This window comes from Candidatus Hydrogenedentota bacterium, from assembly GCA_016791475.1.
Taxonomy (GTDB): Bacteria; Hydrogenedentota; Hydrogenedentia; order Hydrogenedentales; family JAEUWI01; genus JAEUWI01.
Map to the genome: position 1 here is coordinate 32,142 of JAEUWI010000006.1, position 13,492 is coordinate 45,633.

Here is a 13,492-nt window from a genome sequence, read left to right on the forward strand (position 1 = left end):
TCGATGCGACGCGGACGCCGCGCTATTCGCACGCTCATCTGAGGCACACAGGCACCCAGATTTCTTCAGACTTCTGAGGGACGCACGTCCGACAAGGGGGTGGGTTTCGACGCTTCCGGCGGGTCCGGATCATCCTTCAAAGCCCACGAGATCAACGCTCGAAAACCGATCAGGCCAAACAATGCGACGGGCATCATCGCCCAGCCCATGAGATCGTGAAATTGCTCCGCAAACTCAACCTCGGTGTGCCCGTACAGCCAGACCGTGGGCACCAGACGAATAATATTCACGACGATGGCGATAAGGGGACTGGCGAGCACAATCGCGAATCGAGCCCGCGTGCTCAGATCCGTGGAAAACGCATAGAAGAAGCAAACCAGCGCGAGGGCGAACACCATGCGTATACCATTGCAGGCTTCGGCAATGCCCACCGAGACTCCGTTCACAATCAGCACTTTCCCGCTCAACGTAACCGGTTCGCCAAAGGTCTGCAACAGGTACGCCGTTATCTGGGCGGTGACCGTCTGCATCGGGGGCGCGATCTGCGCCCGCAGGATGGCCGGAACGGGAATCAGGAAGATGAGCACGGCAAAGGCCGGCCAAAGGCGAAGGAATGCCTCGCGTCCAACGATGGTTACGATACAGCCGACCACGATACAAATCGCACCAAAATGCCAGATACTCTGGAAAAGTTGAAGGTCGCCATAGGCAAATAGCAACCAGCCGAGCGCAACCAACGCCGGACCCAGCCAGGTACCCACGCGCCGGGCTCCCGCCGCAAAAGTTCGTCTCGTCCACGCTATCCAGATCGCGGCTGGAATCGCCAGGAGCACGTGGCTGGATTCTTCGTCGGTAGTGCCCAGGCGATAGATGTCGCGCCACGCGTCGGCGGTCACCCAGAAGCCCACGAGGGCGAGTAAGGCCGTGACAATCAGTATCGGCTTCCGCCAATACCCGCGTGGTGCGAGTGCCGCATCGGCCTGTTTTGTCGGTGAATTCTCCGCAACCTGCATCGTTGTATCGCCCTCAGATTCTGCCGCAACGGGACTAAACGAATTCCTGAAACTGACGCCTGACTCCTCAATTGCGGAGAATGCGCTCTCCGCTTTGGCCGCCCACGTCTCGCGGACAACACGCTCGCGCAACCGCGACGCCTCGGGGGGACTCTCCAACACGCGACGGATTGCCTGAACAAAGCCCTCCGCATCCTCCGCAACTTCCACATGGTCGCTGTAGCGCGACAGCTCATCGAAGGGCGTGCTGACAACCGGACGTCCAGCCGCCAGATACTCCTTCAGCTTGACCGGGTTACAGGCCTTGATCCACGGGCTCCGGTTCCACGGCATGATCAGCACGTCGCAGGCCGCCATATACGACGCGACCTCTTCATAGGGCTTGCGCCCCAGAAAGTGGACATTGCCCAGCGTGCACCAGTCCGGCGGCAAAGAACACCCGCCCACCATCACAAAAGAACAATCCGGCATCGCTTCCGCCACCCGCACAAACAGCGCCGGGTCAAAGGTGTGAATGTCGATTCCACCCACAAACCCAATCCGCGGACGCGCAATCTCCCGAAGGTCCTCCGGCCCATCCCCCGCCGGCGCCGACGCAAACGAATCATAGTCCACGCCGTGATCCACAAAAACCGCCTTGCGACATTCCCCCTGCTCATCCGAAAAGACGCTGGTGGAACAGAAAAGCGTCAAATCGGCACGCGACTTTAGAGAAAGGTCATATTCTCTGATCAGCTTGGTATCCACACCAGGAAAGTGTTCCATCCGGTCGGTTCGCTGATAGACCATGCCCCTGGCCGGTAGACGATCAACGATCTCGGCCGCAGGAGGACAGGCCACCCAGATCAAGGGGTTCTTGATTCCCATCCAGCGGGCCGCATCCATCACCTGCTCCGCCAGCATAGCCTTTCCCCAAGCCGTGCGGTGGAATACCGGTATTGTTACCGGACTAAACACACCGAAATTCTCTCGAATCAAGCTGAGCCCGCGGTTCCAGCTCCGCAGCTTGCGGGCAACTCGCTTGAAAAAAACCCGCCCCTCGCCAACCGACGGCGTTCGCATCCCAATGGAATTCACGTACATCACCGGCATACGCCGACTGAATTCCCGCATCATTTGGATGTCATGTTCGTCGCTATCAACTGCGCTCCATACCGACCCACCAAAACAAATAATTCCATCAACATCTTTAAGGCTGCGAGCGTCGTCCAGAAAACCACCAATCACGCCCAGCAACTCCTCCGAGGCCTCCAGAGTCGTGGCATCAAACTGCGACGCGGCCAGCGCCGCATCGATCTTTTCCGGTATCTCCTGATCCGTATTCGCCACGAAGACATTCGGAAGATTGCAGAAACGTTCGCAAGTAGCCACCTGGTGATCGTTTCTGTGCTCCCCAAAATCCACGCGACGAGGTAGGATGACCAGGGGCTTGCCCGCCTCAATCGCCGAAATTATCGTGCCCATCCCCGCATGCGCAACCACAATGTCCGCTCGGTTGAAATAATCCCGGCATTCCGCAGGCGAAATGCGGGCCCGATTCGCCATGTGGGCCGGACGGTAGGTTCCTCCGCAAGTCTGAGCAAAAACATCACCCCGACCTGCCGACTCTGCCCAATGGTCCACTGCAGCGATCAGCCGGTCAAAAGGTAACTGCGTCCCGACGGTAACGAAGATCACAGGATTGCTCCCTCATAGTACGGCCCCTCATTGCTCCGCAGGTGCTTCCACTGGGTCAGCCAAAGGTCGGCAAAGCGTCCCACATGGCGACCGGAAGCAGAAAGTCGCTCGGAATTGGCAATGCTGTCTACCCAGATCGTCCGTGAACCGAGCAGCAACTTGGACCACGCCAGCCCGAAGAAGCCCGGCGCGGCGCCCGTAGAAATGACTACATCGGGCCGCTCACGCAAAACCACAAAAACCATCTGGGCCGCAAGCAAAACCAACGCAAACTTATCGGTAAGGTTGGCGTCTATTACAGAATAGAACCGCGCGCCATCAACCTCCACCCGATAATCGCGGCTCACCGTGACGTAAGAGACATCATGACCATCAAAAGCTCTGGAAAGTTTGCGTAATTGCACCCAATGCCCCCCGCACGATGCGATTGCCATCACCCGCAGACGGGCATTGGGCGAGTACACCTCACCCCCCCCCAATCGCCCCGCGTCAAACAACGACACTACGCCCAAAGCCTCTTCGCACATAGCCTCAAACCCTCTGGATGCTAATCCCCTGACGGCGATCACCATCCCCTTGTTGCGCACAGCGCAGCACCTAAATACCGGCCCTTCGCATGACCGATCCGACCGCACTGTTCACCCTGCAAAATTCCCCATCCACGCCCGATAGGATCTTACCCGTAAATCTCGGTCCTGTCAAAAAAATGGCATCTCGTAAGCAATAAAGTAATCTATTGACACAGGGGTTGTGTTCGCATTTCTGGGTATTGCTACGGATGCGCATCCTTGGAAGTTCCCTTCCATGGTTTGTCTGGGTTCACATCACCAAGAATCTTCTGTGCCATATTTCCAATCCAAGAAGAGTCCAGATTTTCAGTTCCTCATTCTTGCCTGAGAGATGTCGCGAATAAATATCCGCGATGACTTTGCGCGACAAATACTCCCCGACGAAGGAGTTTGTCCCCAGTAAATGATCCCAGACGTATTCGCGCATTTCTCCTCGAAACCACTGATCGATTGGCACCTTAAATCCTATCTTTCTTCGCTCAATGATTTGTGGAGGAAGCAAATCCTTTGCTATGTTTCGAAGGACGATCTTTCCGGTTCCGCGCTTGCATTTCAATGAACTGGGAATTTGAAAGGCGAGTTCGACCAGATTATGATCCATGAATGGCGGACGGCACTCTATGGACGCGGCCATTGACATACGATCTCCCCGTTCGAGAAGATTGTCCCCCAGCCACTGCCCGCAATCGTTTCTGAGCATGGCGTTCAAATAATCAGAGTCCACATCAGACGACTCATCGAGGATCCCACCAAATCCTTCCCGCATGGCTTCAAGTTCGTACCAGGTAAATGGCGCGAACCAGTTCAGCCACCGCTCTTGGCGCGATCTGGCGCTCAATGCTCGAACTGCCACACGCAGTCTGGACGCTCTCTGTGCGAGCCTGCGTTCAAGGAAGGGAACAATATATTTTCGGAGTCCGATTGGAAGGCGCTGAAGGGCATCCAGTTGCTGGTCGATTCGGTGCTTGGGATACCCTGCAAACAGCTCGTCCGCCCCTTCTCCGCTCAACATGACCTTTACACGTGAGGCTGCCTGTATTGCTATGTGGTAGACCGCCACATCTCCAGGTTCCGAGAGTGGTGCATCGCGATTCCAAGTCAACTTCTCGTAAGATGATATAAAGGCCCCGGGGTCTAGCAGAACAACTTCCAATTCAAGTCCGTAGTGCTCCGCTACACTTTGAGCGTAAGGCACCTCATCGAATCGAGCATCACCAAAACCCGCAACGAAACACGTGACGGGTTTCTCGTTGATAGTTGCTGCCAGCGCCGTAATCAGGCTGCTATCAAGCCCCCCACTGAGAAACGCGCCAACTGGAACATCTGCCACCAACCTGGCCTTTACCGCACTGGTAAGCGCATCTCTGACCAAACACTCCGCCTCCTGCGGGCCACTTACGTTGGAAACAGGACCAGGCAAACACCACCACTGCGTTTTCTTCAATTCGCCAGAGGCACTAAGAATCAGGTGGGTGCCTGGCTCCAGTTTATGGATTCCGCGAAACAGCGTTTGTGGTGCGCGTGTGGACCGCGTTGCCAGATAGCGCTCAACCGCATCGGGGTTAAGCTCCGCGTCGATCCAAGGCAAAGCCAGCAGCGCCTTTATTTCCGATGCGAAAGAAAAGCGTCTCCCGTCAAAGTGGTAAAAGAGCGGTAAAATACCCATTCGATCGCGGCACACCATCAGCTCGTGCTGACTTTCATCATAGAACGCGAAAGCGAATTGTCCGTTGAGCTTATGAAGCCCCGCTGGCCCCCAGTATCTTAGGACCTGAAGCAGCACCTCCGTGTCCCCTGCCGTCCTAAAGGTTGCCCCGTCCTTTTCCAACACAGCGCGCAATTCCTTGTAGTTGAAAATCTCTCCGTTATAGGTCAGGTGGAAACGCCCCTCACTTGTACTCATCGGTTGGATCGAATGAGAGAGGTCGATAATTGAAAGTCGCCGGTGTCCCAGCGCGACATCCTCTAGCAGGAGACTCCCAGAGCCGTCAGGGCCGCGATGCGCCAATTGATCAGTCATCGCGTGCACCCATTCCTGGCGTGCTTGCATTCCAAAGCATCTGAATCCGGCTATTCCGCACATAACGCCTCGCTCACCTTGTCCAAATGCGCCAAACACTCGCAGCTACGATCATCCCAGCTTGCGTGCTGGAGCAGCAGCCGCCTGGCCTTGGAATCAACTTTTCGCGCACTGTGGTCTAGAATATCGTGAACCATAGCAATAAACTGCTCGTGAGACTCCGCAATATACATGTGCTCCCTGTAAAACTCCGCCTCGGGGAAATACGTTGTCACGATCTCCAAGTCCAGCGCTAAATACTCTTTCATCTTGATCGGATTGCAGTACCTGATCCACTCGTTCTGAAGCCACGGCATGATCGCCACGTCAAACAGACTTCCATACGCGGGAATTTCCGCGTAGGGCTTCGCTCCCGTCAACACAATATTCGGATAGCGCTCCAGCCTTTCCAACGACAATGTCGCATCACCGATTAGAAGAATCGTAGCATCGGGGAAGCGTTGAGCCAGCAATTCAATGAGATCAAAGTCCACAATATAATCATCCAGCCCGCCGAAGAAGCCAATCACCGCCCCGTGGAGCGTCAAGCGAGGAAGGGACTCGCCGACAACACGCTTAAAGTGCTCGATATCAAGACCGTGATCTAGAAAATACGCCCGGTCGCCCGATTGCGCCGCCTCCTTCTCCATAAGGCTGTGACTCGAATAAAACACCGCATCCGCACCCGCGAGCAGCTCGTTCTCAAGCGGGACGATATAGTCCTTGTCGACCTCGTCGAACGCCGAGTGAATATCTGATCGATTGTACACAAGGCAACTCCTCTCCATATGCCGAGCCACCTCTATGCCCGTGGGGACGGTGATAAAAACGTGCGGACATTGGATTCCCATTAGTCGAGCGACCAGTTGAATCTGTAGCCGGATAAACAGAAAATTAAGTCGACGGAGCAGCGGCACTCCATAAAGCGGTACCATGATTGGCGTCATCACAATGAAGCCGGGCGTGGACGGCAACGGGCGGCGCACGTAGCGCAACATGCTCAACGCTTTCCGCAGAATTCGTCTTAACGGCATCGTTGACTTGCCCGGCATCGGCATACGCATCCCGATGCTGTTAATCAGCAACACCTTCCGCTCCCGCGCGATTCGCGTCATAAGCTGCAAGTCCGAATGCGCCCGGTTGTGATACCACCAGTCATGGCTCGAAAAGCAGATCACATTCCGCTGATGCTCGCTTCCAGCCTTTGGTGTCCCATTCTTGTCTAGCAATCTCGTTTCTCCTCGTGTCCCTGACGAAACCGAATGGACAATCTTAGCAACTACTTCCTACGCGCGCCATTGCGATCGGGCGGCCCAAATTCGCTTCCAACAGCCATACTCCTCGCACCGAACGCCCAGGATGAGACATGACGCACCATACCCCACCAGGCGAACAATAACCCACAGGGACAAGAGAGCCACCCCCGCCATGCGCCGCAGCTTCCCCCAGCGCTTCCGGAAAAGCAGCACCTTTGTCTGAAGCAACCGCACAATCCGCCCATCCTGCAGCGGCTCTGACGCCCCCCCATAGTGCACGATTTCCGCCTCCGGGCAAATCAAGCACTTGTGACCAAGCGCCCGCGCACGCATGCAAAGATCCCAGTCCTCCCCATACATGAAATAATCCGTGTCAAAGCCCCCCAACTCCCGCCAGAGCCCCGACCGGATCAGCAAAAAGCAACCGCTGACAATATCGACCTCTCGAACTGTGTCACGAGCCCAGCCGCCATAGCAGTCTGGATTGAACAGCACAGAATCAGGAAAAGTCACGTCAAGCGCTACCGCCCGACAAAATAGCCCCCAAAGGGACGGCGCCCGAAAACACGAAGCCGGATTCAACGTCCCGTCCCCGAAAAACGTCCGCCCGCCAAAAATACTCGCCTCCGGGTGGGCCTCCGCAAACGCCACCAGCCGGTCGATAGCGCTATTCAGCACCAGCGTATCAGGATTCAACAGTAGAACGTACTTCCCTCGAGCCTCCCGCGCGGCCAGGTTGTTTGCTCCCGCAAAGCCGTGGTTTTGCTCACTTGAGATTAGAGCTGCGCCTGGGAAATCCTTCCGGATCATGTCGGCAGAGCCGTCTTCCGATGCGTTGTCTATTACAATTATTTCAATACTAAGTTCTTGCGCGCCTTCACGTAATGAAGTCAAACATGCCTGGGTCATCTCCCGCGTGTTATAAGTCACCACTATGACTGTTACATCATGGACGCTCATACTACTCCACCCGTTCATTTCAAATTGACACTTCGACTGCTACGAGATCAACTCCCGTGCAGAGCGGCCAGTGCGAACTATTACGCGTCCTCGTTACGCAACGATTGCGGTATACCCTGAGTAAACATACGCGGACGAACCGTAGGAACGCCAACATAATGACGAGCAACACAATTCTTTCGAGAGTTAATCCCAACCTCGTAATTCGGCGGCAGCGTTCTATATGCATATTTTGCCGCAATAAGCGCATACACTGTCTGCTCGATCCAGAAATGCCTCACCCATTCTTGCGGAAACGAATTGACAATACTTGATATCGTCGCCCAGGCCTCTTTGTCGAAACGCGGCAGAAAAAGTGCACCGGCATTGAATCGTGAGACCGGCTCCCACCCAACGCGCTCTGACAGCTCCTGAGAGGATGCTGCCAATCCATCGGCCGCATTCCAACTTATGTAGGTCAGTTCCTCTTTACTGACTGCGCCATTGAACATCTCCAACATTCTCACGGGCTCTTCAAAAAAGAGAATATCTGTATCCATCAAGAATAGCCACTTGGACTCTCCGAAGAGGTGAGGGTCCACCAATTTTCGGCCACAATGTGCGTCGCGGCGAAACGTATCGAGATGAGCGTGGGCGCTAGACTGTTGCTGTTTCCAAGTTCGATCCGCCTCCGATTTATCGACTATCTTCACCCCTGGAAAGAGGCGAGAAAGAAGCGCAGAATCTTCCTCAGTTAAGCTTCCATCGCTGTGGACATAGACCGGCATTGACACGGACCCATACCTGCACAAGCTTCGAAGGCTCCAGACCGCCATGTCGACCTGGTTGTGTCCACATAAGGTATGAATTTCCAATTCACCCTTGTCAGGAAGTGGTAATGGTTGCATGTTATCAAATCGCTCGCGCAGTCTTGCACGTACTGTGTGTGAACGCCACTGGTGAAACAACGTCTGTGGAGAATGACACTGCAACCACCATTTTGCCGCCCCCGCTCGTTTTCGAATGCTGGAAGTCATTGTGCGAATCCTAGTTTGGTTCAGTTTCGGCGCTAGCGAAAAGTTCTACAACTCAATCGTCCAGTTGCCTACGCCCAAAAATATTCTGTACGCCTGATGCCTGTGTCATCGATACTAAGAAACTCCAAGCGCCCTAGCACTTCACCCACCACATGACTTCGACAAAGCAAAACCCAAGATATTGAAAATAGTCGGCGACCACTTAGGATTTGGCATTCCACGCCATCCAAAATTCTTATTGGCGCTCTCGATCAATATCAAACTAGGCTCCGTTTGCCGTCTTTGCACTAACCGCTTCTATGAGATAGGAAAACACAACTTTAGCAGTCTCTTCCCAGGTATGCTTTTCAAGAACATTTGCACGTGCACGCTCTCCCATACTTGCGAGACGGTCCGGATCATTCAGCATCTCTATGAGCACATCCGCCAGTTGGTCTGGACATGGCTCACTTACATGTATGGCGGTATCTGAGGGAAAGATTTCTTCTCGCCCCTGGCCCGCAAGCATTATCGATGGAAGACCATACATGGCTGACTCAAGAAAAACAATACCAGTAGTGTCAAAATGTGTTGGCATGCAAAACACAGACGCATTGGAAAGCGCTTGCTCGATCAGTCGCGCCTCATTCGGATTCGCTTTGCTCAGGTATCCCAGGATCTCCACGCCCTCGTCTGACACTTGTGGCGAGCAGCCGATGATCGTCAGGCGGGCATCGGCAAGTTGCCTTCGAACCCGTCGAAAAGCCTCAACGAGCAAAGGCCCACCTTTTCGCTCCCAGTCTACACCAATAAATAGTATTCGCCGTTGACTCCACTCTCTATCGACAACTCCAGGATCGCGTACACCGCATGCTGGCGGGTATACTCGAATCCGATCCTCTGACACACCCTGAGCGATGAGGCCTTGCGCGGTCCAACGCGAATTAGTCCATATCAGAGTACATTGGCCAAGGAAGTATTGCTCGCCTTGTATTGCCCGTTCAATGGAAAGATCACTCGCGTCGCTGAAGCCATACGTACGTGCGTAAATTGAATTTGAGACTGCTTGTGCTACGGACATCTCGACATGCGCGACCGTTGGCAATGGTAAAATTCCAGCTACTCCAAATTGGAGGTGGACATTCCGTGATGAAATGTCAGGCAATACCTGTTTATAACGCTTGGTTAGACGTTCAATAGTCTCGGGCCAATACCGCCACAGTGCGTTCGCACGAGGCCTCCGTGATTCTAGAGAACGTCTAACACTTAGAATACCCGAGCCAATATCTAGCGGCTTCGTCTGCCGAAGGTCAAGACACACTACATCCGACAGGTAGTTACTCAACTCCGAAGCGAGTCGCTTGGGTGCCCCGCAGTATGTACTCTCAAGCTCTGGATGTCCCCAGGCAGATAGTATCAGGCGAAGGTGCTCTGACTTGCATCTGGTGGGGTTACCTTTCGGGGCCCGTATCCGCGCCTTTGACAACTCGCCCGTCATAAAACTACTCCAATGCCTACTTGTGGGGAAAAACGTCACGATTTAGCCACGACGACCTACTTGGTATCGCTTTGAGGGGAAATGGCTTCTGAGAAGCGCGGCCATCGCGGATCCGGGTAGTTCCATATTCTTCGTTTGATACCGTTTGAGTCCTTAGCGAGCTCGCGTAAAGCGAACCAATCCCACCGAGAACCATGTACCAGCCCAACCAAATCTGGCCGTAGTAACTCACACCGATAAAATTCACAATGTGCACAAACAGCGATACCCCAACGCCCCACACCACAACGAGTTCGGTGCCAGACCCCTCCGCAGCGATACGCATTCTACCGACATACGCGAATGCAATCGCAATCAACCAGAACCATAGGCCCAGTTGGACAATTCCCCCTGTCAGCCCTTGTACAACGTAGAAATTGGTGACATCGTGAGCCATGTATCCCCAATGAGAAGTGCCCACATTGCTGCCGATTGCCCACCATTCATTCCAATGCCTAATGAACCCATCAATAAGCACATAGCGATGCCATCCGCTACTTCCTCCTATCGCGCTCACACGGCTAATCAGGTGCCAGACTGGAGCCTGCATGACCAAGTGAAGGAAGACAAGCAAAAGGACGAACGCCCATCTTGCGAACCGGAGGTGGCTTCTAAAGGGAAACATGGCCCCGCAGAATCCAGCTGCCAGTACGCCAAAGATGGGGGTGGAAGAGGCCGATGCGAAGACTATGAGAAGGCATGCGACTGCAGAAGCCTTCACAATCCACCTGTTGCTAAATGAGCCCCGCCATTCGCAGACTACTAGGGGCAAAATAGCCGCCCAGAATGCGCCTGCAAGAATTGGATGTGAAAAAGCGCCCTGGCACCGTAGACGCCCCTCCCGAACTCCAGTAATTTCTGGAACGCCGCCGAATATCGCAAAAACATTCCTTCCTGTTGCCATTTCTAAAGCAAAGAAGGCCGCAACCAGTAGGCTGATATAGATAACCGATCTGATCGTTGCCCGAAAATCATCTAAAGTGTGGAGAAGCACACGAAAAAGAAAGTACATGCCAAGGTTGTCGTAGGCCATTCCGAGCCTACCAATCAAAACAGCCGAAAGCCCAAAGAGAAGTATCGGAAAGAACACACCAGCCATTACCCAAAGCACGACTGCGGTGTCAAGTCCTATCCAGCGAAAGCCGAGGTACTCTCGTCGCGCAAAAATTCGCATACTTCCAAATACCATCAATATCCGTAAAAAGTCGAAGTCTATTCCAGCCACCACAATCCGCTGCACTGAGGGTACCAAGCATGCCATAAGAAGCAAAGGTATAGTCGCTGATCGCCTGGGAAATACAATCAGTAACAGTCCCAAAATCACAAGCACGCTCGCGCCTACCGGGTGAACTGTGGTTTGGTTGGCCCATTCGAACTTAAACGGCGAAGATGATTCCATACCTATTGGCGCCGCTGGTCGGTGAAGGCGTCTTGAACCATACGTGTACCGCCGCCGCTCTCTACGAACTCACTGACAAGTACATGCACCGACGCCGTTGTGGCCTCTATTCCCATGTTTGCGCGCGCATCCTCATACGCGTGCATAACTAAGCCATCATACTCCGCGATCGAACCGAAAAGTCGCCTCAGTTTACGTGCCGTACCATCAACATCGCTCTTATCGAACGAAATGCAGTTTACTCCTGGGGCCAAATAGTCTACTGTACCGTTCGTTTCATTCGTAACGAGAAGCGTCCGCAGGCTCATAGCCTGCACTATTGCAATTTGTCCATTGGCTGTCTCGGTGTTTGCAATCGGAAGAAGACACAGCCGAGCCCTCGCGATCCAGCGGCAGAATTCCAATTCAGGCATACTGTGACGCACATCTACATTCTCGGGTAATGTCGCATCAATAAAATCGGGGTAGGCCAAGACGACAAATCGAAGTTCAGGTGTGCGGCTGGCGACTTCGGCAAGAAATCGGAAGTCTCGCCCCGAGTAGCCGGGTGATACTACATAATCCTCCTTCTCCTCTGACAAGAGCGACTGATAGCGAATATCATCCAGATAGGGGCCGCTTAGCAGCATTGTATAAAACTTGTTCTCTTCTACCCCAAAATGTGCCGCATAGCATCGTTTCTCATGGTTGGAGTACACGACCACCCGGTCGACCGCTCGAAGTCCCCATCGAGCTACCCAGTAACGCATTCCTCCATAAAGGGACTGCATATTAAAATTCCAGATAACCATTGGCACGCGGACGCCTGTCAGGCGCGCAAACAGGCAGGTCGGAAGCCCTGTACGAGGATCCCCGCAGAAGACCATGTGTGGGCGAGCTAGCAGAATCGCCCATCGAATTGCGAGTATGTTTCGCAGTATCGACCAAATACGACCAACTTTGCTCCGTCCGGTCGATTGCGTACACACAGTCCGGTAGTCATACGTCTCATCCTGATGGAAAAACTGATAGCGCTCGGGATCACTGCGCTCAAATGGATTCTCAACAAGAATGCGGATTCGCCCGGATGAAGAGTCTTTGGGTCGCCCTTGTTTCTGCCGCCGCAGTCGTCGAATAAGCCACCACGGAAGGGCAGCTCCTGCCAGTGGTCGATAGTATCGTATATGCCTGGGCTGAAAGGCAATACTTGCAAGGGCGGTCTTCCACGCGGCCAAAAGGTTGCCTTTCTCGCGTAAACTCAAGACACTCTGCATGAAGTGAGCGTGAAGGCCATTGTCTGCGAAAATGGTAGCCCGTCCGGATATTGACAAGATTGGAAACTGATTTTCGAAAACCAACCCACGCCGCTGGCAGGCTTTACTCAAGGTCTTAATCATGAGGTGGTGGCGTTTTACCGGGTCACTGCGAGTTATCGAATCATCGTGAATCCGGTAACCGTACAGCACGTCTGGAATGACACAAAGTGGGTATCGCTCACCGAGTCGAAGTATAAAATCATAGCCCTCTGTTCCGCGCAATTCCTCATCAAAACCCAACTCTCTTCCAATCGCAGCGCGAAACATGATTGTCGGATCGTGGGAGGGCATACGAAACTGTTCAATGTCTTCTCGACAAGCTACCCTATTCTTCTTCTCCGATAGAGGAGCCAGGGAGTGGTGGTTCACTACCAAGTAGTAGCCGCTAAATACGGCACCCAAGTCCGGCTCGCCCTTAACCGCCTGGACCAGCCTTTCGATACGCTCGGGGTGGGCTATGTCGTCCGCATCCTGCATCACTATCCACTCTCCGACGGCCTCTCGCATCGCCCTGTTCATTGCCGCCGGCTTTCCAGAGTTCGGCTGGCGTATTACACGCAGTCGTGAATCAAAGCGGCTCTTCGCCAACAAATCCACGTAGCCGTCCGTACTTCCGTCGTCGACTATCAATAATTCAAGGTCGTCGAAATCCTGCGCGAGGATACTGTCCACTGCCGGACCCAGATACTCTCCAGGATTATAAGCCGGCATGATGACGGAAACATAAGGCAA

The 13,492-nt window shown here is 53.8% G+C and carries 9 protein-coding genes; all 9 read right to left on the minus strand.

The genetic code is table 11. The features are described from left to right. Positions 1–65 precede the first annotated feature (65 nt). A complete protein-coding gene (gene xrt / locus JNK74_04590; GenBank protein ID MBL7645452.1) occupies positions 66–2,690 on the minus strand; it encodes an exosortase in 2,625 nt (874 codons plus the stop codon). Further along, positions 2,687–3,217, minus strand: a complete 531-nt coding sequence (locus JNK74_04595; GenBank protein ID MBL7645453.1) for a UDP-N-acetylglucosamine--LPS N-acetylglucosamine transferase — start codon at positions 3,215–3,217, stop codon at positions 2,687–2,689. Before JNK74_04595 ends, xrt begins: the two co-directional genes overlap by 4 nt. Before the next feature lie 292 nt (positions 3,218–3,509). Beyond that, a complete protein-coding gene (gene asnB, locus JNK74_04600; protein MBL7645454.1) occupies positions 3,510–5,309 on the minus strand; it encodes an asparagine synthase (glutamine-hydrolyzing) in 1,800 nt (599 codons plus the stop codon). 20 nt (positions 5,310–5,329) lie between these two features. Beyond that, positions 5,330–6,547 (minus strand): hypothetical protein, encoded by a 1,218-nt coding sequence (locus JNK74_04605; protein ID MBL7645455.1) that lies wholly within the window; start codon positions 6,545–6,547, stop codon positions 5,330–5,332. Between the two features lie 57 nt (positions 6,548–6,604). Further along, positions 6,605–7,534, minus strand: a complete 930-nt coding sequence (locus tag JNK74_04610) for a glycosyltransferase family 2 protein (GenBank protein MBL7645456.1) — start codon at positions 7,532–7,534, stop codon at positions 6,605–6,607. A gap of 80 nt (positions 7,535–7,614) precedes the next feature. Continuing rightward, the gene (locus tag JNK74_04615) at positions 7,615–8,550 is read right to left on the minus strand and encodes a hypothetical protein (GenBank protein MBL7645457.1); all 936 of its coding nucleotides are present in this window, start codon (positions 8,548–8,550) and stop codon (positions 7,615–7,617) included. Positions 8,551–8,812: 262 nt separating this feature from the next. Beyond that, on the minus strand, positions 8,813–9,610 hold the full coding sequence (locus tag JNK74_04620) for a glycosyltransferase family 4 protein (protein MBL7645458.1): 798 nt from the start codon (positions 9,608–9,610) through the stop codon (positions 8,813–8,815). 433 nt (positions 9,611–10,043) lie between these two features. Then, on the minus strand, positions 10,044–11,306 hold the full coding sequence (locus JNK74_04625) for a hypothetical protein (GenBank protein ID MBL7645459.1): 1,263 nt from the start codon (positions 11,304–11,306) through the stop codon (positions 10,044–10,046). 161 nt (positions 11,307–11,467) lie between these two features. After that, positions 11,468–13,492, minus strand: coding sequence for a glycosyltransferase (locus tag JNK74_04630; GenBank protein ID MBL7645460.1), 2,025 nt, complete (start codon positions 13,490–13,492; stop codon positions 11,468–11,470).

Bases quoted from the DNA above. Each gene is read 5' to 3' on its own strand.
- JNK74_04595 (MBL7645453.1), bottom strand. From the start codon at position 3,217: ATGTGCGAAGAGGCTTTGGGCGTAGTGTCGTTGTTTGACGCGGGGCGA.
- asnB (MBL7645454.1), bottom strand. From the start codon at position 5,309: ATGCAAGCACGCCAGGAATGGGTGCACGCGATGACTGATCAATTGGCG.
- JNK74_04610 (MBL7645456.1), bottom strand. From the start codon at position 7,534: ATGAGCGTCCATGATGTAACAGTCATAGTGGTGACTTATAACACGCGG.
- JNK74_04615 (MBL7645457.1), bottom strand. From the start codon at position 8,550: ATGACTTCCAGCATTCGAAAACGAGCGGGGGCGGCAAAATGGTGGTTG.
- JNK74_04620 (MBL7645458.1), bottom strand. From the start codon at position 9,610: ATGTCCGTAGCACAAGCAGTCTCAAATTCAATTTACGCACGTACGTAT.